This window comes from Modestobacter sp. URMC 112 (assembly GCF_053502575.1).
In genome coordinates this window covers 4043077-4063988 of record NZ_CP199957.1, presented here as the reverse complement: position 1 = coordinate 4063988, position 20912 = coordinate 4043077, and the positions used below count along the sequence as shown (strand labels likewise).

Below are 20912 nucleotides of genomic sequence, written 5' to 3'. Positions count from 1 at the left end.
TCCCCGTCGCTACGACCGCAGTGATCACCGGACCGTGGAACCGGCGCCCACCCGAGCGACCTCGGCCGATCCGTCACACCCACATGCCAGTCTCACGCCCACGCCGGACCAGAACCCCGACGACCATCGAGATGATCATGACCGTGAAAGATTCGGGCTAGCTTCCTCCCTCAGCTTCTCCAGGGTCCCTTGAGGTAGGCCTCCCAATCCTCGATGGATTCCGGATTAGGAGCCGGGGTGCCGTCGGGTCGCGACTCGTGCGTCCGCTCGGACCGCTCCGCCGAAACAACAGCCTCGCCCCCTGACTCGTCAATCGGCGACTCAACCCCGTCGATGGTTGTCGTTGTTGCGGCGAGTGCCAAAGCCGCCTTCCGGCGCCTCCTCCGGGCCCTCGCGGCTGCTATGACCGCCAGGGTCGTCGGGATTGCTAGCAAAGCAGACACAACGGTGCCAAGTCCTTGCATCCAGTCGGTAACGGAACTACCTCCGCTGCTCTGACCCGAGTCTGACGCAGCTGACCCGGCTGCTTGTGAGCCGGCTTCCTTCTGATCGACCATCTCGTACTTGTAGAAGGGACCGTCCCCCTCGCCACAGATGACTGACGACGCATCTGCTGTATAACACTTGCGCTGCCCGTCAGGTCGCGACGGCAGATTCCCAAGTGCGGTGCCATCGTTGAGGACTGGACCGTCGGGCAAGCAGCCCTCACCTGTCGTGGCGACGGCGGCCGATGCCTGCTCCGACGAGGTGATTCCCGGCGTTGAGGGAGCCGAGAAGTCGGAGGGGGAAGAAGGGATCTGGTCGGAGGATTGGACTGCCCCCGACGAAGAAGGTGAATCGGGCACTGAGGTCCTGTCAGCGGACGCCCCGCATCCGCTGGCAAGAACCGTGAGCACCTCGCTGAATTGATAGCCCTTCGCCCACGGCGGCGGAGGAGGTACTTCCTCGCGCAAGTCTCCCTCGAACAAGATCACTAGACCCAACGACACTGCGAAGATCGCGACAGAAAGCGCGATACCCACCATATGGTGCCGCGATCCGGTCCCCCACCAGCGCTGCAGCGGCCGCCGGGCGAGGCGCCGCGGCGGCGTCGGACGTCTGCCCGCCATGCCGGGAGCCTACGGGGGGCGTCAGGCCGGGAAGGCCCGACGCGGCGACGGACTGTCCCGTGCCGGGTTCGGTGGGGGCTCGGAACTGCCCCTGCGACGGTAGTCGCCGCGGTGTTGTGCCGGTAGAAGTCGTCCTTGTGCTCGGCCGGTGGGATCAGGCCGATCTCGCCGTGCAGGCGGCGGTGGTTGAACCAGTCAATGTACGCGGCGACGTCGATTTCGGGGTCGTCGATGCACCTCCAGGGGACCGCGGTTGCGGACCCGCTTGGCCTTGAACAGCGAGTTCATCGCCTCGACCAACGCGTTGTCATAGCTAAGATCTCGCAGTGCTCTCGCTTGTTTGTGATTTGGCCAGTCGGGGAATGCACTGTGTCATTGCCACTCCACCTCACTGTCAGAGTCATGACCCTCCATGGGTATTGCGGTCTTCTTCGGTTGACTTCCGGGAGGATGGGCCCACAATCGGTTTCATGGCGACCAAGACGATCACCACCACGAAGCTCATCGATGACCTCGACGGCGGCGACGCTACCGAGACGGTCTCATTCAGCATCGATGGCAAGACGACCTACGAGATTGACCTCTCCGAGCAGAACGCGAAGGACCTCCGCGCCGTCTTCGACAAGTACGTGAGCGCTGCGCGGAAGGTCGGCTCGATGAGCAAGTCCGGCTCGACGAACAAGGGCCGAGGTGCTGTTCGTCACACCACCACCGACTCGATCGACCCCGCAGCCGTCCGAGCTTGGGCGAAGGGCCAGGGGATCGAGGTGTCCCCGCGCGGCCGCATCAAGAGGGACGTGGTAGAGCAGTTCAAGGCCGCCGGCAACTGAGAAGGGGCGGGCAGGCCAGACCCAGGGTGTCGTCGCAATACCTCTCTTCACCCTTGAGGCTTGCGCACTGGATAGCCCTTGCGGATGTTGGAAGGTCATCCCTAGCCCCGCGTCCCCACGTTGACCGTCGGGGACCGGGGCTAGCTTTCGGCCTTGGGGTCAAGAGGCCCGTGTGGGCGTGCGTCATCGGGCCGGGGTCCGGAAGGGCGTCCGGCCTGGAATGCAGCGCGTGTGATCGGTCCGGCGGTGGGGCCTTGTCGGCAGGCGGGGCTGCCCCCGGTTCAGTTGACCACCGTCCCTGTAGGGCTGGGCCTGCGCCGGCGCGAGATCCGCGCGAGAACGGACGTTCCTCGGGCGGCGGAAGCCTTGTCTAGACGTGTCCTAACCGTCACTTTGACCTGTCGATAGCACTGACCGACGTACTAACCGCGCCGCCTTGTGTTGTGATCGTCCGCCTGGTCAAGACGCTCCGGATCATGCGGCTCCGCGGTGGTGCCACGATGGTGGCCAAACGACGGCGTCCGCGGTTGTCCGCAGCGGTTCGCTGACGACCGCATTTCCTTTGGACCTGCGGAAACGGACAGCGTTAGACCTTCGCGAACCCCAATCAGCCGCCCTGGCAGTGTGGTGACCCTCAGGGCCACGAAAGGGCAGGCGCGGAGCGCTCACTCAAGGCGACCTGAAGAAAGCGTCTATAGCGTCCTGCGGATCAGGGAGCATCTGTCGACCCGGCGTCGAGTCAATAGACGTTACTTGAGGGGTCGAGGCTGGTGACGGTCTCAGGATGAAGCGACAGCATCTGGGGCACGATCGGAACACTCGGTGCCGTCACTGTAACTGTATTTATTATTAGCCCCGTCCGAAACCGGGTCGCCTGCTGCAAGAACGTTTCTGTTGCTCCATACACGTCGACCATGTAATGCTCACTTTCCCCCGCCTCCTCTGCGACTGCGGGGTCCAGAAGAAGGTCTGATGACCCGGGTGGGCAACTCGGCCCCTTGTAACCCTCTGGACGCCCCCCGGCACCCGTGTACCCGTAGGCATAAGTGCGCGCTTGTTGTGCCAAATTCGTTCCGGTGATCTCGTAGTAGGCTTCGATATGGGCGCCGCACACAAAGGCGACATTCTGCACCCCGGTACTACCGTTAGGCGCATCCTTTACGCTCGTGTGGCCGAGATGTACGCTGCCCGCAGAAGTTTTCACTGTAGGAAGTTCGTCGCCACGAGCGGTGACCGTATAGGCCACCACAACCTGGTTGCGGTCAACGAAAGCTTCCACGTAGGCCGTGGGCAGCATGAAGATTTCATCACGAACTGGCCCGCTCGCATGGGATTGAATGTCTATGTGGTCATTCAGAATGGCTACGGGTTGCGCCTTTAGAATCCTCTGGAACTCTGAGAATAGGATCCCGGCACGTAGCTCGGCCAATATGCCCTCGTCTCGCGCGGGCTGTCGGTTTTCGCCGAAGTGAACTATGGGTTGGATCAGCCCGTCATTGATCGGGTCCCAAGTGGCCAGGACGGTAGCAAGAGTCACGATCGTGCCGATAGATGTTCGCCATTTGCGGCTAAGGCTGTGCCATGCCTGCATGGGTCCAGCTGCTCGAGGCGGCGGATTGCGTCGATTACTAGCGGTCCTACCTCCGCGTGTGACCCCACCTTCCGCGCCTGCAGCCGTGGAGGGGGCTGTCGGCCGGCGCCTGGGCGCACTCGACTTGCGCTTTTTGCTCATGTGGCCGCCCATGCAGTCGCTGTGTCGACGCAGCCGCCTCGCTGCGATGGCGGGGGGCCCGTCCCTGGTGGCGACTCTATGGCCGATCCTGGTCATGGACGCCAAGCGACTAGGCGCGTCGGCCCAGTCTCCACCTCGGTGGCTGGGGGACTGCCCCGCTTCGGTTGATTACTTGGACCTGGGAGGCTCCTGCCTCGTCGAGGGATCAGCTTCGTGCCCAAGCCGTTCTCGGCCGAGTTCCGTCGTGACGACATCGCCGCGGCCCGCAGGGGGCGGGGCACGCGCGCAGATTGCTCGGGACTTCGGGATCTCGCGGTCGTGCCTCTCCCGCTGGCTGAGATTGCCGCCGCCAAGACGGGCTGCCGCGTCGCCCAGCGGCGACCGCGGCGGCAGAGGCACCGTGTAGCTGGGGTAGCGCGGGCCGCGCTCGTTACGGCTTTACCGGAGCAAGCCGTCGCAATCTAAGCGAGTGCTGACCGTAACTGCGACCTGTCGATCGCCTTAACCCGCGGCGGAAGCACTGAACCTGCGGGCGCGGGCTTGGCCCCGAGCCGAGGCGGTCAATGCCAGTTGGGCTTCAGTGTGTGTGCCTCTGTCGCTACTACTGCTGCTGCTCCGCCTCGAACGCTGCGAGCAGCACGGCAAGCCCAGGAGATGTCTCCCGGACCTCCCCGTCGCCGGCGAGGTGATAGGAGACGAGCCGGGCCACCTCACCGTCCTTGCGGTTGTAGAAGTAGCAGGTGTACTGCTCGGTCTCCGGGCTTACACGAAGCTGGACGAATGGCTCGATGCGTAACGCGCGTTGCGCGCCGTCGGTGGCCAGGTACAACTCTCCCGTGTTCATCGGCGCTCCGACTGTGACCGAGTCCGTAAGGAACGGCGTGTTAAGCCCCATGACGAGCTCCACGTCATAGGTGTAGACGCCGTCGCCGATCGACGCCCGGCCGGCACGGACCAGCGGCGCGTCGGCCCACGCCTCGTCGACGATGGCGCGCAGCGCCTCCACCTGCTCGACCAGCCAGGCGTTGCGTTCAGTCAGGACGCGAGCGGTCGTCGAACCGCCGTGGCCGGACCAATCGTTGCGGCGCTTGATGACGGCCCCAAGTAGGGACGCGACCTCAGTGCTGCAGAGTGCGCGGACGAGCTCCTCGGGAGCGCCCGCGAATAGCGCGGCAACGCGGGCGCGCTCGTCCGAATCGTCGCTGTCGAGCATGTCTCTGAACCTGCGTCCCAGGCGCTGGACGAGCACGAGCCAGACCCCGAGGGTCGCGCGCTGCATGGACAACCCGCCCGAGGCAAGAGTGGCGCGAAGCGAAGCCATCTCTGCGTCGCGCAAGGACTTGTCCTGGTCAAGCGCGGAGAGCAGGACCGTGCCGATGAAGGCCGCGGTCGCTTCCCAGAACAGGAAGAGCTGCCGGTTCGCCGCGTCGGGATTGTCCTTGCGTGCCTCGCACGCCCACAGGGCGGTCGCGAGCGGGTAGGGGAGTTCTTGGGCCCACTCGGCAAGGCGCTGCGGCTTCTGTGGGCTGGCGACCTGCCGGACGATCTCAGCGTGGCGCTCAGGCGTCCGCCACAGGTCATCTGCGGCGCGGGCGGCGCGGGCGGCGGCCGCCCGAACGGCACTGTCCGCGTCGACGAGTGGCCGCTGAGTGCCGGGGTCGGGGACGGGGATAACGAGCGCGGCCAGCATCGCGTCGACGCCGGAGCGCGGCACGGTGTGTGGGGACGGCATTCCACCAAGCGGTTCGAGTGCGGCGCGGCGGGCGAGCTGTCCGTGGCGGCTGTTGAGGTAGCCGGTGAGGAACTCCGCGGTCAGGCCCAGTTCGGTTCTGAAGGCGATGAACCGCCGGTCGGGGGCGTCGTCGGTCGGTTCCCCTACGACGGCCGGGTGAGTTGCCTCGATTGGAAGCATCACTAGCGGCCCCGCGGGAAGGGCGGCAAGGGCGTGCTCGCGGTCGCTGGAGGACGCCGACGGGACGAAGGCGGGACTATCCGCGACGGCGGCGAGCCGGGTGACGGGCCATCGGCGTTCGCGAATCCAAGCGTCGACTTGCCCGGCGTCGCGGTTGAATACATCGTCGAGGTCGATGCGGCAGGCGTTGTCCCGCCCGGGGTCCTCCACCTGTGACGCGGGAAACTGCACGTGCTTGGCTACGTGCCTGTCAGCGTCGTCAGCCAGTGACAGCGGCAGGGACCACCGCCGGAATCCGCCCTCGCCCGCGGCTGATGCGACGGTGACGGTCCGGCGCAGGAACCGTTGGACGTCGACCGTGCGGCTGACGGGCCCATTCCTGACGGTCGACAGCGCTTGCCGCAGCGAGTCGAGCGCGTCTGGCCGGAGCCTACGCCGGGATAGCCTCCCTCGTCCTTGGTCTTCGTAGGCACCGCGCAGGTCTACAAGCTGCACCTTGCCCTGTCGCTGCTGGGGCCGCCGGTTCGTCAGAACAAGCGCGTTGAGCCGGATGCTCGTGTGCGATGCAAGCCCTTCCGGCAGCCCGATCACGGCCTCGACGAGGTCTTTGGCGAGCAGCCACCGTCGGATGGCGTCGCCGCCCTGGGTCAGAAGCGTGGTCGGCGGCAGGAGCACGACGGCGCGGCCGCCGCCCTGGTCAGCAGGGCGCATCTTTTCGACGAGATGTTCGACAAAGAGCAGCGTCGCATCGGACTTCGGCGGGAGGCCCGCCGGGAACCTGCCGGCACGGCGCTGCTCCTCGATTCTGGCCGCCTGCCCGTGCCAGCCCAGGCCGTAAGGCGGGTCGGCGACGGCGAAGTCGTAGTGCAGGTCGGGCAGGCGGTCGTCGGCCAGGCAGTCCGCATTGACGGCCGTACCGTCCAGCCCGGCGACGGCGAGCGCGCAGGACGCGACGAAGGCGGCCATCGGCTGCACGTCCTGCCCCACTGGCGCGACAGCTGCACCCAGCGCCAGGAGCCCGGCGGACGCGGCGCACAGCGTCCCGCCAGTGCCACACGTCGGGTCGTACAGAACTATGGGCCGGTCCGCTGCTTGGCGCGCCCGCGCCGTGAGTGCAACAACCACAACGTCGAGCAAGGGCTCCGCAGAAAGGTTCTCGGCCGTCCCCGACTCCGCGGCGAAGGCGCGCACCAGCGAAGGGACCCATCCGACGAGCGCCTCCGGTGCAAGCAGAGGGAGCAGTTCCCGTTGCAGCTCGCGCAGCTCCGGCGGCGGCTCCGTCGGCACCTCCGCTGCCGCTGCGGCGGGCCGCAGCCCGGTCGGAAGCGGCCGCCCGTCACGCTCGCAGCGCCACGCCGCCGCGTCCAGCGCGAGGGCGGCCAACGACACCGAGGGCCGTGGGGCGCCGACCGAGTACAGCGCCGCGGCCATCCCGGCGATCACGGCGGGCGGGTCGGAGGGGAAGTCCCTCGGAGCACGACGAGCCACCCGTTGAACGTAGACCGGACGTCGCCCGTCGCCCGCAGGTTCCCGTTCAATCGCTGCCGGGTCATCCACCCCACCGAATGACTCAACCGAAGTGGGGGCAGTCCCACCGTCCTGTCGTTGGAGCGGACGGATTGACTGGAGTTGCGGGGTCTGCGCTGTCGAGGGGGGCGGGGGGTCGTTTCGACACGCCCGAACGCGTGGACGTCAGTCCACACTTAGTCCACAAGACTTCCAATCGAGGCCGTCTCCCGCCATCACTGCTCAACCACGAAAGTCCAGCTCAACAGCCTGTCTCAGCTATGGTCAACGCCGCTCAATACCCCAGGGAACGTTCCGCTTCAACGTCTGACCGGGGGCGCCGACGAGGGAGGACGGTCGCTGGGCGGTGCGGCTCAGGAAGGACCGTGTCAGGCCGGGGCGAACCTCGGGGCGATGGTCCGCGACGGCAGTGAGGGCAGCGCGGCGAGCAGCATCTCGTCGGATCCCACACGTCCCCACAACTGCACGCCAACCGGGCGACCGGAGACCCCGGCTCCTGCCGGCACAGCGGCGACCGGCACCCCGGTGAGGCTCGACAACGTCGACACCGTGGGCGAGCCGGTGCTCGCGAGCCCTCGCGGCGCAGCGGACGTCGCAGCCGGCAGCACCAGCACGTCGCAGTCGCCGAACCGCCCGTCCACCCGCGTGCGCAACTCCGCGCAGGCCTGCTCGGCGGCCCGCCGTCGGGCCGCGCTCGTGTCCGCGCCGCGCCGCAGGATCTCCAGGGTCTCTGCGCCGAGCCGTGCAGCCGTTCCGGGCGAGAGCAGCTCGCGGTGCAGCGCGTGCAGCTCCGGCGCGAACACCCCGTAGAACGCCTCGAACGTCTCCGGTGCGAGCAGCTCGGGCAGTTGCACGCGCACCACCGTGTGCCCGGCGTCGCGGAGCAGATCGACGTAGTCGTCCACGACCGTCCGCACCTCGGCGTCGATCTCGCCGAACTCGGTCAGATCGACGACGCCGGCGACGAGGGGAGCGGTCGCCGTCGGCACGTGGAACCCTCCGGCCGCCGCCGTGACGGCGCAGAGGGTCTGTGCGTCACGGGCGAAGAACCCCGGGTGGTCGAACGACAGGCTGATCTTCGTCATCCCGGTGGTGTCCACCCGGCCGAAGCTGGGCTTGAACGCATGGACCCCGCAGTAGCTCGCCGGTCGCACCACCGAACCGTTCGTCTGGCTGCCCACCGCCGCGCGGACCATCCCCGCGGCCACCGCCGCGGCCGACCCGCTGGACGACCCCCCAGGGGTACAGCCCAGGTCGTGCGGGTTGCGCGTGACGGTGGGGTGGTACCAGCACAGTTCGGTCAGTCGCGTCATCCCGGCCACGACCGACCCCGCCCCGCGGAGGGCTCGCACGAGGGGGGCGTCGGCCTCGGGGGTGGGCCGGTCCAGCATCTCGAACACCGCCCGGTTCCCGTTGCCGGGCGCTCGGCCGGCGAGCTCGAAGATGTCCTTGATGCCCACCGTGACCCCGTGCAGGGGTCCGCCCCCGGCCCGCGCACCGGCGCGTCCGGTGCCCACCTCTGCCGCGTCCACGGTCCCGGCGTCGAGTGCCTCCGCAGCGGCCGTGGCCTGGTCGCCGAAGACCTCCTCGAACGCCATCACGACGGGGTCGAGCTCGGCGATCCGCGCCAGGTCCGCGGCGACCACGCTGCGCGCGTCCGTCGCGGTCATGCGTCGCGCCCCTCGTGGAAGGCAGAGTGGACGACGGTCGCGGCGGCCAGTTCCTCGCTGCGGTCGTGACGAGCGGACCATCGCTCGACCCCGGAGGTGCCCACCCGCTCAGTATCCGGTCCTCGCGCCCACAGCTGTCGAGGCAACGGCCTCACACCTTGCCCCGGAGCAGCCGCCGCCAGTAGACGACCGGCAGGACGTGGCGGTCGAAGAGCCACGTCGCGCGGCGGGGCTTGACGGGGTCGACGAAGGGCACCGACGGGGTCGGCCGGTTCTCGCGGTCGACCTCGACGAGCAGCAGCTTCCGGCGGCTCAGGGTGATCGGCACGACCGTGTACCCGTCGTACCGCTGCATCGGCTTCCCGTCCCGGGCAGCTGCGAGGTTCCGGGCCAGGACGTCGACCTGGGGCCGCAGCGCCCCACCCGACGGCCGGGTCGCCACGGCGGCCGCATCGCCGAGGGCCCACACCGACTCGTGCCGGCGTGAGCGCAGCGTCTCCGGGTCGACGTCGACGAGGCCGGGGGTCGGCGTGGCGGCCAGGCCGCCGTCCGCGATCCACTCCGGAGCCCGGTAGTGCGGGACGGCGTGGGCGAAGGCGACGTCCTCGAGGACGCGTCGTCCGGCGGGCGTCGTCACGGTGATGTCGTGGACGTCCCAGTCCACGTGGTCGATCCGGGCCCCGCGCAGCACCTCCACGCCGTAGTCCGCGAAGGTGCGGTCGAGGACCTCGTCGGCCTCCGGCTTCCCCGTCGCGGTCGGCCCGGGCAGGACCAGCCGCACGTCCAGCTCACCCAGGACACCCGCGCGCCGCCAGTGGTCGCACGCCATGAGCAGCGGCTTCAGCGCGGTGGGACCGCAGGACGCCGGCTCCGGCGGCACGGTGAACACCACGGTGCCGCCGCGCAGCGAGGTCAGCCGGGGCCACACCTGCGGTGTGCTGCCGGGGACGTACGACGAGGCCGCCCACCCGTCGGCGTACGCCGACTGCAGCCCGGGCGTGGCCGCCCAGTCCTCCACCGGGCCGGGGCAGAGGACGAGGGTCGAGCCCTGCAGCGTCCGCCCACCCCGGGTGCGCACGGTCGTGGCGGCCGGATCGACCGCCACGACGGAGTCCCGGATCCAGCTGCACCCGTCCGGGACGACGTCCTGCATGGGCCGTTCCAGGTCCGCCATGGTCGCCTCGCCCGCGGCGACGTAGTTCAGCAGCGGCTTGTAGCGGTGCACCGGCTGAGGGGCCACGACGGCGACGTCCCGGACGCCGTCGCGGAGCAACCGCGCCGCCAGCGAGATGCCGGCGTTGCCGCCGCCGATGACCAGCACCTCGTGGTGTTCCACGTCCGCTCCCCGGGACAGCCGCGGACCCGTCGCCGCCGCGGCTCGGCGATGGTGGCCAGCCTGCCCAGCGGGTGGGGATCGCGCACCACGGGCCCGCCCTGGGTGCCCCGCGTGGACGACGACCGCGCCCGGCTCGTGGCGCAGGAGTGATCGACGGACTACTCCTCGCCCTGACGCGCTGGAGCGACCGGCGCGGGGCGCCCGCACCGGGTACGACGCTGGACCGGCGATCTCCGGCCCCCGTACTTTTCGGCGCCACCCCCTCACCGGACACAGCCCGACAGGAGCCTGACCGATGCGCAGGACCGCGACAGTCACGGCCACCGCAGCGTTGCTCCTGCTCGGGGTCGCCCCCGCGCAGGCGGCCGCTGACCGCAGCTGCGCCGGCGCGTTCACGATCTTCAAGGCGACGCTCGTGCACGACCAGGGTGCGATCGGCGTCCTCGATGGCGGGGACGTCTTCAGGCTCAAGTTTCGGCAGCAGGTCCTCTACAACGACCCGTCGTTCAGCATCGACTTCACGTCGTCGTCGAACGGAGAGGTGGACAGCCTCGACGACCCCGGAGGCGAGACCAGGCTCTCGGGCTCGGGCAGGTACCTCACGGTGGAGATCCAGGAGGAGGACATCGTCGGCGACCCGGTCACGATCGCCCTGCCGTTGCCGGTGACCATCACCTCCCTCAGTGGCGTCGTCCGCGACGCCGACTACCGCGAGCCTTCCCTGGCGTGCAGCAAGGACGTCGTCCTGTGACCCGGGTCAGCGGGTGCGGACCAGGGTGAACTGGACCTTGTCCTCGACGAAGAACGCCTGCGACCAGCTCATCGGCCGGCCGTCGGCGAGGTAGTGCACCTGGTCCAGGCAGACGTACAGCGGCCGCTCCGGACGGCGGTCGCCCCAGCCGACCGACTCGTCGTACACGGCGCGCACGGTCGCCACCGCCTGCGCCGGCAGCAGCCCCAGTGGCTCCATGAACTCGAACACCGACCCGGTGATCCCCGCCGGGTCCACGCCCTCGGGCAGCAGGGCCGCGTCGATCAGGTCGTGCTCGAACGCGACCACGTCGTCGTCGGCCAGGAAGCTCCGCTCGATCGCGATCACCGGCATCCCGGCCGGGCCGTCGAGCCGCTCGGCCTCCTCGGCCGTCGCCGGCCGCACGTCCCGTGACCGGTACACGACCTCGCAGTCGTGGCCCTGCTCGGCGATGATCCGCGTCGTCGACCGCAGCTCCTGCAGGCCGGCGTGGATCCCGCCCTGGTGGCTGGTCACGAACGTCCCGGCGCCGTGCCGCACCCGCAGCATCCCGCTGTCGACCAGCCGCGCCACCGCGCTGCGCACTGTCGGCCGGCTCACGCCGTACTCCGCGGCCAGCTCCTGCTCCGACGGCAGCCGGTGCCCGGGCTCCCACTGGCCCTCGACGATCCGCTGGCGCAACCGGTCGGCGAGCTGCGCGGGCAGCGGACGGGCATCACGTAACGGAACGTTCACAGCTGTCCTTCCGCTGCCGCTTGACGCCCAGGTGGACCCGCCGAGATAGTCGCACCCTAACGGACGACAGACGTCAGACGACTCCTCGGGAGCCCTCATGCTCAGCAGCCGCCCCGCCCTCCTGACGGCCCTCTCGGTGGGGACGGTGAGCGTCGCCCTCCTGGCCGGCTGCAACGCCAGCTCCAGCTCCGGGTCGGGTTCGGGCTCCGGTCAGGAGGGCGGCGGCGAGGCAGGCCCGAGCCTCGTCCTGATCACTCCCGAGCCGGTCGGCGTCAACCCGTTCCTGCAGCTGGCCGTCGACGGCGTGGAGCAGGCCGCCACCGACGCCGGCGGCGAGTCCCGGGTCTTCGAGAGCCAGGACCCGACCAACATCCAGCAGCAGATGGACGCCGCGGTCGCCGACGCCCCCGACGTGCTGGCCGTCGTCGGCTTCGAGTTCGCCGACTCCGTCGCCGCCGCTGCCACCGCGAACCCGGAGCAGCAGTTCCTCTTCGTCGACGCCTGCACCACCGAGGAGTTCGAGAACGTCACCTGCGCCGTCTTCCGCGAGCACGAGGGCGTCTACCTGGCCGGCGTCGAGGCCGGACTGCTCAGCGAGAGCGGCCAGATCGGCGCCGTCGTCGCCCTGGACACCCCGCAGATCCGCCGCTTCTCCGACCCGTTCGGCGCCGGTGCCCAGTCGGTCGACCCCGGCATCACCTTCACCCCGCTCTACGTCGGCGGCTCGTCGCCGTTCAACGACCCGGCCCGGGCCAAGGAGCAGGCGCTCGCCCTGGTCGCCCGGGGTGCCGACCACGTGATGGCCGCGGCCGCGGCCGGCAACCTCGGCGTCTTCGACGCGGCCGGTGACGGCTCGTTCGCCGCCTTCGGCGTCGACGTCAACCAGTGCCCGGACGCCGCCGGCCACGTCGTCGACAACGTCATCAAGGAGGTCGACGTGGTCACCGCCGACAGCATCGGCAAGATCCTCGGCGGCGAGGGCGGCGGGCTGGTGTCCTACGGCCTCGAGGAGGGCGGCGTCACGCTGACCGGCCTCGAGGACGGCGTCGAGGAGTCCCAGTGCCTGATCGCCGACCACCCCGACGTCATCACCGAGGTCGAAGCGGTCCGCGACCGCATCGTCTCCGGCGAGGTCACCGTCGATGACCCCGCCGAGGGCTGACCTGACGGCCGGGGGACCGGCCCGGGTCGAGGCCACCGGCATCGTCAAGCGGTTCGGTGACGTCGTCGCCAACGACGGTGCCGACCTCCGCCTCGCCGCCGGGGAGGTGCACGCGCTGGTCGGCGAGAACGGGGCCGGCAAGTCCACCCTGATGTCGGTCCTCTACGGCCTGCTGACCCCGGACGCGGGCGAGGTCCGGGTGGACGGCCGGCCGGTGTCCTTCCGCTCGCCGGTCGACGCCGTCCAGGCCGGGATGGGCATGGTGCACCAGGCCTTCAAGCTGTTCCCGTCGATGACGGTGGCCGAGAACGTCGTCTACCGGGCCGAGACCCGCGGCACCGCCGGCCTGCTCGACCGGAAGGCGGCGATCCGGGCCGTGCAGGACGTCTCCACCCGCTACGGCCTCGAGGTCGACCCCCGCGCCCGCGTGCGGGACCTCTCGGTCGGCGTGCTGCAACGGGTCGAGATCCTCAAGGCCCTGCACCGCGAGGCCCAGGTGCTGATCCTCGACGAGCCGACGGCGGTGCTCACCCCGCAGGAGACCCGGCTGCTCTTCGACGTGCTGCGCGGCCTGCCGGACGCCGGCCGCACCGTCGTCATCGTCACCCACAAGCTCGGCGAGGTGCTCGACCTCAGCGACAACGTCACCGTCCTCCGCGACGGCCGCACCGTCGCCCGGCTGGTCACCGCGGAGACGACCGGCGCCGAGATCGCCCGGCACATGACCGGCCGGGCCGTGGACCTCGAGGGCGCGCACGTCCCCGGGACGCCCGGAGCGCCGGTGCTGCGCGTCGAGGACCTCACCGTCGGGCGGCCCACCGGCCGCCCCGTGGTGGACGGCGTCTCGCTGTCGGTCCGGGCGGGGGAGATCGTCGGCATCGCCGGCGTCGCGGGCAACGGCCAGGTCGAGCTGCTGGAGGCCATCGCCGGTCTGCGCCCGGCGCGTTCCGGGTCGGTCCGCGTCGGGGACACGGTGCTCGACCGGCTCCCTGCCGGCCGCCGCCGGGAGGCCGGCGTGGCCTACGTCCCGGAGGACCGCGCGGCCACCGGATCCGCCGTGGCGGCCAGCGTGGCCGACAACCTCGCCGTCGGGTTCCACCGCCGGCGGCCGCTGCGCCGCGGCTGGCGGCTGGACCGGGGCGCGCTGCGCGAGCACGCCCGCGGGATCATCGAGCACTTCGACATCAAGGTGAGCAGCCCCGCGGTGCCGGCCAGCACCCTGTCCGGCGGCAACCTGCAGAAGGTCGTCGTCGGCCGGGAGATGGCCCACGACGCCCCGGTGCTGCTGGTCGACCAGCCCACCCGCGGCGTCGACATCGGCGCCATCGAGAACATCCACGCCCGGCTGCGGGCTTACCGGGACGCCGGGCACGCCGTGCTGCTCGCCTCGGCCGAGCTCAGCGAGCTGATGGCGCTGTCGGACCGGCTGCTGGTCATGTTCGGCGGCCGGGTCGTCGCCGACCTGCCCCGCGCGGACGCGACGGAGGAGACGGTCGGGCTGGCCATGGCCGGCCTGCCGGCCGGCACGGGCGTGCACGGAGCCGCGTCGTGACCACGACGCTGCCCCGAAGCTCCTCCGGCGCCGGCCGCCTCGGCGCGCTGGTGCGCTCGCCGATCCTGCTCTCGGTGCTCGGCGCGCTGCTGATCGGCTCGGTCATGCTGCTCGGCGCCGGCGGCAACCCCGTCCAGGCCTACGCGGCCATGGTGGAGGGCGCGTTCGGGCCGACCCAGTGGCGCAACACCCTCATCGTCGCGGTCCCGGTGGTCGGCATGGCGCTGGCCGTCGCCGTCCCGCTGCGGGCCGGCGTGGTCAACCTCGGCGGCGAGGGGCAGATCGTCATCGGCGGGATCACCGCCGCCGTCGTGGCGGCGGTCGTCGACCTCCCGATGCCGCTCTCCCTGGTGGTGGCCCTCGGTGCCGGGGCGCTGGCCGGCGGCCTGCTGGGCGCGCTCCCCGCCGTGCTGGAGAACCGGCTGGGTGTGCCGCTGCTGGTCAGCTCGCTGCTGATCTCCTACCCGGTCGTCGCCTTCGCCTCGTACCTGGTCCGCTTCCCGTTGCGCGACCCGGGCACCGGGCTGCCGCAGAGCCGGGTGTTCGGCGAGGCCTTCCGGATGCCGGTGTTCGCCGGCATCGGCCTGTCCGCCGTCGTCCTGGCGGTGATCGTCGTCCTGCTCGTGCAGACCGACTCCCGGACGCCGTTCGGCTACGAGGTCCGGCTGACCGGGCACAACCGGCGGTTCACCGAGTACGCCGGCGTGGACGTCCCCCGCATGGTGACCCGGCTGATGGTCACCGGCGGCGGCATCGCCGGGCTGATCGGCGCGATGGTCGTCACCTCGGTGCCCTACCGGTACATCGACGGCGCGCTGACCGTGCCGGGCTACACCTGGACCGGCCTGCTGGCCGCCCTCCTCGCCCGGGCCCACCCGCTGGGCACCGTCGCGGCCGGAGTCTTCTTCGCCGCGCTGCAGGTCGGCGGGTTCGGCATGGAGCGGGAGACCGAGGTGCCGCGGGAGCTGAGCTCGATCCTGCAGGCCACCGTGATCGTCATCCTGGCCGCGGCCGTGGCCGCCACCGCCCGCCGGGCGCGCACCCGCAAGGACACCGCATGAGCGTCCTCGCCGAGCTGGTCGACGCCTCGATCGTCCCGTCGATCCTGCGGGCGCTGACCCCGGTGCTGCTCGCCGCCCTCGGCGGCCTGATCTGCGCGCGGGCCGGCGTCTTCAACGTCGGGCTGGAGGGCTTCATGCTCGTCGGCGCGTTCGCCGCGGTCGCGGGCAGCTGGACGACCGGCTCGGCGTGGGTCGGCGTGCTGGCCGGGATGCTGGCCGGCACCGGCATGGCGGCGCTGCTGGCGATCGCCTCCGTGCGCTACGGGGGCGACGAGATCATCGTCGGCATCGCGCTGAACCTGCTGGCGGTCGGCCTGACCGCGTTCCTGCTGCGCACCGTCTTCGGCAAGCAGGGCACCTTCACCGACCCGGACCTCCAGGGCCTGCCGACGGTCCTCGGGCAGACCCCGCTGACCTACCTGGCCTGGGCGCTGGTGCCGGTCCTCGCGCTGTTCCTCCGGCGGCACGTCTGGGGCTTCCGCCTGCAGGGCGTCGGCGAGGCGCCCGAGGCCGCCCGCAGCCTGGGCGTGGACACCGTCCGGTACCGCTACGGCGCGGTGCTGGCCAGCGGCGTGCTGTGCGGGCTGGCCGGCGCGCAGCTGTCGCTGGGCAACGTCGTCCTCTTCTCCTACAACATGACCGCCGGCCGCGGCTGGGTCGCCGTGGTGGCCGTGCTGCTCGCCCAGGCCGCGCCGTTCGGCGTGCTCCTCGCGGCCCTGCTGTTCGCCGCGGCCGAGGCCTTCGGCTTCCGGCTGCAGGGCGTCGGCCTGCCCTCGCAGGTCGCCTCGGCGACCCCCTACGTGCTCACCCTGGTCGCGCTGGTCGTGGCCAGCGTGCGCAGCCGGCGGGCGCTGAGCCGGGCCCCGGCCGGGTCCCCGCCGCCCGGCGACCGGCCACCGGTGGCCGACCCGGCGGCCAGCAGCCGCGTGTCCCTCGAGTGACGGCCCCCCGCACCCGCCCTCCCGACCACCCCGGAGTCCGCCCCGTGACCACCATCGACGTCCCGGTCCCCACGATCATCAGCCAGAACGTGCTCATCGAGCCGGATGCGGTGCGCATCCTCGACCGCCGGGTCTTCCCGTTCGAGAAGACCTGGGTGACCTGCCGCGACCACGAGGACGTCGCCAAGGCGATCGAGGACATGGTCACCCAGAGCAGCGGCCCGCTGTTCGCCGCCGCCGGCGGCATGACCCTGGCCGCCCGCGCCGCCGAGCGGCTGGGCACGGCCGACGAGCGGCGGGAGTCCGTGCGCGCTGCCGGCCGGCGGCTGGTGGACACCCGCCGGACGAACAACCAGATCCGGGACGTCGTCGCCGAGCTGCTGGAGGTCACCGACGCCGCCCTGGACGCCGGGGAGCCCCTCGCCGAGACGGTCGAGCGCGCCGCGCGGGCCGCCGGCCAGCGCTACCTCGACCGCAGCCGGCAGCTGGGGGAGCACGCCGCCGTCCTGGTCCCGGACGGCGCGACGGTGCTCACCCACTGCTGGGCGGAGTCCTACATCACCGAGACGATGGCCGCGGTGCTGCGGTCGGGCAAGCGCGTCGACGCCATCTGCACCGAGACCCGGCCCTACCTGCAGGGCGCCCGGCTGACGTCGGAGAGCCTGGCCGAGATGGGCGTGCCCACCCGGCTGATCACCGACGGGATGGGCGCGCACCTGATGAGCCGCGGGGAGGTCACCCGGCTGGTCACCGCCGCCGACCGGGTCACCATGGACGGACACGTGGTGAACAAGATCGGCACGCTGCAGCTCGCCGTGGCCGCGCACGCCTTCGACGTCCCCTACGTGGCGCTCGTGCAGGCGCCGGACCCGCAGGCCCCGTCGGCGGACGCCGTGGAGATGGAGGACCGGGACGGCGACGAGGTGCTGCACTGCCTGGGCCGGCGCACCGCCTCGGAGCGGGTCACCGGCATCTACCCGGCGTTCGACGTCACCCCGCCCCGCTACGTGAGCACGGTGGTCACCGACCGCGGCCGGTTCGCGCCGCGGGACCTGGCGTCCTACTACGACGGGGACCGGGCGTGACCGAGCTGCTGCCGATCACCCGGGTCCCGCGCACCGGCCTGCCGCCGCGCGCCGTCGTGGTGGGCGACCCGTTCCGGGCGGCGCGGATGGCCGAGCGGCTCGACGACCCCACCGAGGTCGCCTGCGCCCGCGAGTACCGGACCTTCCGCGGCTCCTGGCGGGGGACGGAGGTGCTCGTCTCCTCCCACGGCGTCGGCGCCCCCGGGGCCATCTGCCTGTTCCAGGAGCTGACCGACGCCGGCGTCCGGACGATGCTGCGGCTGGGCACGGCCGGCGCTCTGCAGCCGGGCATCGGCGACGGCGACCTGGTCGTGGCCGAGGGCTGCATCCGGGACGACGGCGTCACCCAGCAGCTCGTGCCCCCGGAGTTCCCCGCCGTCTGCAGCCCGGAGGCGGTGCTCGCGCTCACCGCGGCCGCGCGCGAGCGGCAGGCCCCGTACCACCGCGGCCTGGTGTGGACCCGGGCCGCGTTCTACCCCGGTCTGCTGCCGGTCCCGATGCCGGCCTACGTCGCGGCCGGGGTGCTGGCGATCGAGATGGAGCTCGCGGCGCTGCTCGTGCACGGCGCGCTGACCGGGGTCACCACCGGCGGCGTTCTGGTGGTCGACGGCGTCGCCGCGGACGAGCTGCGGGAGACGACCGGCTACGACCCGCACCGGGAGGTCGTCGCGGCCGGCGTGGACCGGGCCATGGACGTGGCCCTGGACGCGCTGGTCCAGCTGGCGTGAGGACGGCGCGGACCCGGGAGGAGCTGCTCGACCAGCTCGTCGAGGTGGGGCGGACGGCGGTCCGCAGCGGGCTGGCGCTGGCCAGCGGCGGGAACCTGTCGGCCCGGCTGCCCGGCAGCGAGGAGTTCGTCGTCACCGGCGCCGGGACCTGGCTGGACCGGCTGACCCCGGCCGACTTCGCGGTGATGACCCTCGGCGGCGAGGTCGTCGGCGGCGCCGAGCGGCCCTCGAGCGAGTGGAAGCTGCACCAGCGGACCTACCAGGTGCGCCCGGACGTCAACGCCGTCGTGCACCTGCACCCGCAGCACGCCGTCCTGGTGGACGCGATGGGGCACCGCATCCGGCTGGTCACCCTGGACCACGCCGTCTACGTCCGCTCCGTCGGCACGGTGCCCTACGCCCCGAACGGCTCCGACGAGCTCGCCGACGGAGCCGCCGAGCAGGCCCGCGAGCACGACTGCGTCGTCCTGTCCCACCACGGCTGCTCGACGCTGGGCGCCGACGTGGGGATGGCCTACCGGCGGGCGCTGAACCTGGAGGAGGCGGCGACCGCGACCTACCGGTGCCTCGCGGTGGGCGACACGACCACCGAGTTCCCGCGGGAGGCCCTCGCCGACCTGCACCACGGTTGACGCGGGGCCCGGTCAGCCGCCCAGCGGCGCCGGCCACCGGGCGGTGACGGCCGCCGCCTCATGGGTGGAGCGGAGGAAGCGGAGCAGTGCGTCGTCGGGGTCGGCCGCCGTGCGGACGTCGGCGTAGGGCAGCACGAACTCGCCCAGCCCCGCATCGAACGACGCCTCGGCCGGTGCGACCGGGTGCGTGCGGTAGCCGGCCGGCTCGGGGTAGCTGTAGGCGTAGAACACACCCTCGGCGGCGCCTCCGGGCCAGTACCCGCAGCTGGAGACCTCCTCGCTGTAGGCCTCGGTCATCACCCAGTCCGGGCAGTTGGGCACGCCGCCGGGGTGCGGGGCCGCGGCCCGGCCGGAGAACCGGGTGGTGGTGAGGTCGAAGGCGCCCCAGAAGAAGTGCACCGGGCTGGCCTTGCCGCGGAACTCGCCCCGGAACCGGCTGAGCACCCGGTGCGCGCCCACCAGGGAGAGCCAGAACCGGTGGACGGCGTCGGCGTCGTAGCTGGCGTGCTCGTGGTCGTCGGCGAAGGGGATCGCCTCGGCCACCTCGACCGGCGTGCCGTTCATCGGCACGTCCACGCCGAGAGCGGCCAGGTGGCCGGAGAACTCGGCGGCGAAGTCGGCCACGCTGCGCGGCTCCAGCGCCATCGTGCGGCGCGCCCCGTCGGTGGTCAGCAGCAACAGCCGGTGGTCGGTCAGGTCGAACGCCACCTCCAGGCCCCTCGTCCCGACGGGCATCAGCGAGGTGGTCAGCCCCCGGGCGTCGACGTACAGCGGCACGTGCCACCAGTGGTTGACCGCGGGCGCGAGGGCCAGCCGGAGCTTGCCGACCACCTGGGTCCACAGGTGCAGCGTGTCCCGGGTGTCCTGCCACTGGTCCAGCGGCAGCGCGGGCCAGGGGCCGGGTCCGTCGGCGGGGGAGCGGTCGTCGTCCATGCCGGGATGCTGGCAGCCCGGACGGGCGGCCGCGCACCCGGTCAGCCCAGGACGTCCTTGGTGACGTCGAGGACGATGGCCCGGAAGGTGCCGGTGTCCACCTCGTCGTCGACGGTGACCCGCACGATGTCGGCGACCTGCCGCTCGCTGGTGGGCCGCACGGCGTTGGCGCGGGCCGCCGCCACCAGGTGGAGGTGCCGGACCCGGTCCGGGCCGGGGGTGCGGTCGGTCGGGGCGGCGGCTGGCCGGCTCTGCTGTGGTTGCATCTGTCGACGGTAGGCACGGAGGTCCGCCCGTGACGACGACCACCGCCGTGCGGCCGGGACGGTCCGTCACAGCAGACCCGCCCGTCCGTCGGTCCCCGCCCGTACCGGCATAGCATCGCGCCGTGCGGCCGTTCCTCCTGCTGGGCTCCCGCGCCGAGGACGACGCCGCGGACGACGAGTACGCCGCCTTCCTCCGGGCCACCGGACTGACCGCCGACGAGCTGCACCGCATCCGGCTGGAGGCCGCGCCACTGCCCCCGCTGGACCTCGACGACTGGTCGGGCGTCCTGCTGGGCGGCGGACCGTTCAACTCCAGCGACCCGGCGGAGGACAAGTCGCCGGTCCAGCGCCGGGTCGAGGCGGAACTGGGCGCGCTGCTCGACGAGGTCGTCGCCCGGGACCTGCCCTTCTTCGGCGCCTGCTACGGGATCGGGACCCTGGGCGTCCACCAGGGCGGGGTCGTGGACCGCACGCACGGCGAGCCGGTCTCCTGCGTGCCGATCACCCTCACCCCGGCCGGTCGGGCGGACCCGGTGCTGGCCGGGCTGCCCGAGCGGTTCGACGCGCTCGTCGGCCACAAGGAGGCATGCCGGGTGCTGCCGCCGACGGCGGTGCTGCTGGCGTCCTCGCCGGCCTGCCCGGTGCAGATGTTCCGGGTCGGGCGGAACGTCTACGCCACCCAGTTCCACCCCGAGCTCGATGTCCCCGGCGTCGTGACCAGGGCCCGGGTCTACCAGCACGCCGGCTACTTCCCGCCCGCCGAGCTCGACGACCTCGTCACCCGCCTGAGCTCCGCGGTGGTCACCGAGCCGGCCCGGGTGCTGGCGAACTTCGTGGCCCGGTACGCCTGACGACTGCGGACGCACCCCGCCGTCCCCCAGGGCCCCCGTGCTCGAGCCGGGGAGGCGCGCGGGCTCGAGCCCGGAGGAGCGCGGGAGGGCCCCGCGGGC

The 20912-nt window shown here is 71.6% G+C and carries 17 protein-coding genes; 10 read left to right on the top strand and 7 right to left on the bottom strand.

The window, feature by feature from the left end:
• The first annotated feature begins 1579 nt into the window (after positions 1-1579).
• Positions 1580-1939, top strand: a complete 360-nt coding sequence (locus ACWIX6_RS19350; RefSeq protein ID WP_448614063.1) for a histone-like nucleoid-structuring protein Lsr2 — start codon at positions 1580-1582, stop codon at positions 1937-1939.
• Between the two features lie 739 nt (positions 1940-2678).
• On the opposite strand, the gene ACWIX6_RS19345 is transcribed toward ACWIX6_RS19350, so the two are convergent.
• The 4 genes from ACWIX6_RS19345 to ACWIX6_RS19330 all read right to left on the bottom strand — a co-directional run bounded on the left by ACWIX6_RS19345 (position 2679) and on the right by ACWIX6_RS19330 (position 10116).
• Complete coding sequence (locus tag ACWIX6_RS19345) at positions 2679-3530, bottom strand: hypothetical protein (RefSeq protein ID WP_448614062.1); 852 nt, start codon at positions 3528-3530, stop codon at positions 2679-2681.
• Positions 3531-4272: 742 nt separating this feature from the next.
• Positions 4273-7026, bottom strand: coding sequence for an N-6 DNA methylase (locus ACWIX6_RS19340; RefSeq protein WP_448614061.1), 2754 nt, complete (start codon positions 7024-7026; stop codon positions 4273-4275).
• A gap of 452 nt (positions 7027-7478) precedes the next feature.
• Positions 7479-8780 (bottom strand): amidase, encoded by a 1302-nt coding sequence (locus ACWIX6_RS19335; RefSeq protein WP_448614060.1) that lies wholly within the window; start codon positions 8778-8780, stop codon positions 7479-7481.
• A gap of 151 nt (positions 8781-8931) precedes the next feature.
• Positions 8932-10116 (bottom strand): NAD(P)/FAD-dependent oxidoreductase, encoded by a 1185-nt coding sequence (locus ACWIX6_RS19330; RefSeq protein ID WP_448614059.1) that lies wholly within the window; start codon positions 10114-10116, stop codon positions 8932-8934.
• A 295-nt stretch (positions 10117-10411) separates the two neighbouring features.
• On the opposite strand from ACWIX6_RS19330, the gene ACWIX6_RS19325 reads away from it, so the two are divergent.
• The gene (locus ACWIX6_RS19325) at positions 10412-10867 is read left to right on the top strand and encodes a hypothetical protein (protein ID WP_448614058.1); all 456 of its coding nucleotides are present in this window, start codon (positions 10412-10414) and stop codon (positions 10865-10867) included.
• 6 nt (positions 10868-10873) lie between these two features.
• Here ACWIX6_RS19325 and ACWIX6_RS19320 read toward each other — a convergent pair whose 3' ends face one another.
• A complete protein-coding gene (locus ACWIX6_RS19320) occupies positions 10874-11602 on the bottom strand; it encodes a GntR family transcriptional regulator (RefSeq protein ID WP_448614057.1) in 729 nt (242 codons plus the stop codon).
• 145 nt (positions 11603-11747) lie between these two features.
• Here ACWIX6_RS19320 and ACWIX6_RS19315 point away from each other — a divergent pair, with 145 nt between their 5' ends.
• The 7 genes from ACWIX6_RS19315 to ACWIX6_RS19285 are packed head-to-tail and all read left to right on the top strand — an operon-like array spanning position 11748 to position 18763.
• Positions 11748-12764, top strand: coding sequence for a BMP family ABC transporter substrate-binding protein (locus tag ACWIX6_RS19315; protein ID WP_448614056.1), 1017 nt, complete (start codon positions 11748-11750; stop codon positions 12762-12764).
• Positions 12745-14316, top strand: coding sequence for an ABC transporter ATP-binding protein (locus ACWIX6_RS19310; RefSeq protein WP_448614055.1), 1572 nt, complete (start codon positions 12745-12747; stop codon positions 14314-14316). Before ACWIX6_RS19315 ends, ACWIX6_RS19310 begins: the two co-directional genes overlap by 20 nt.
• Entirely contained in the window at positions 14313-15377 is a 1065-nt protein-coding gene (locus ACWIX6_RS19305; protein ID WP_448614054.1) for an ABC transporter permease, read from the top strand. Before ACWIX6_RS19310 ends, ACWIX6_RS19305 begins: the two co-directional genes overlap by 4 nt.
• Positions 15374-16318, top strand: a complete 945-nt coding sequence (locus ACWIX6_RS19300) for an ABC transporter permease (protein ID WP_448614053.1) — start codon at positions 15374-15376, stop codon at positions 16316-16318. The genes ACWIX6_RS19305 and ACWIX6_RS19300 overlap by 4 nt, the downstream gene beginning before the upstream one ends.
• 44 nt (positions 16319-16362) lie before the next feature.
• A complete protein-coding gene (locus ACWIX6_RS19295) occupies positions 16363-17403 on the top strand; it encodes a s-methyl-5-thioribose-1-phosphate isomerase (RefSeq protein WP_448614052.1) in 1041 nt (346 codons plus the stop codon).
• Positions 17400-18131, top strand: a complete 732-nt coding sequence (locus ACWIX6_RS19290) for a nucleoside phosphorylase (RefSeq protein ID WP_448614051.1) — start codon at positions 17400-17402, stop codon at positions 18129-18131. The genes ACWIX6_RS19295 and ACWIX6_RS19290 overlap by 4 nt, the downstream gene beginning before the upstream one ends.
• Positions 18128-18763, top strand: a complete 636-nt coding sequence (locus ACWIX6_RS19285) for a class II aldolase/adducin family protein (RefSeq protein ID WP_448614050.1) — start codon at positions 18128-18130, stop codon at positions 18761-18763. Before ACWIX6_RS19290 ends, ACWIX6_RS19285 begins: the two co-directional genes overlap by 4 nt.
• Before the next feature lie 12 nt (positions 18764-18775).
• Here the strand turns inward: ACWIX6_RS19285 and ACWIX6_RS19280 are convergent, their stop codons facing one another.
• Together ACWIX6_RS19280 and ACWIX6_RS19275 are read right to left on the bottom strand one after the other, a co-directional pair.
• Positions 18776-19696 (bottom strand): DUF5996 family protein, encoded by a 921-nt coding sequence (locus tag ACWIX6_RS19280; protein WP_448614049.1) that lies wholly within the window; start codon positions 19694-19696, stop codon positions 18776-18778.
• 41 nt (positions 19697-19737) lie between these two features.
• Entirely contained in the window at positions 19738-19962 is a 225-nt protein-coding gene (locus ACWIX6_RS19275) for a hypothetical protein (protein WP_448614048.1), read from the bottom strand.
• A 122-nt stretch (positions 19963-20084) separates the two neighbouring features.
• Between ACWIX6_RS19275 and ACWIX6_RS19270 the strand changes: the two genes are divergently transcribed.
• Complete coding sequence (locus ACWIX6_RS19270; protein ID WP_448614047.1) at positions 20085-20813, top strand: glutamine amidotransferase; 729 nt, start codon at positions 20085-20087, stop codon at positions 20811-20813.
• Positions 20814-20912: the final 99 nt, after the last annotated feature.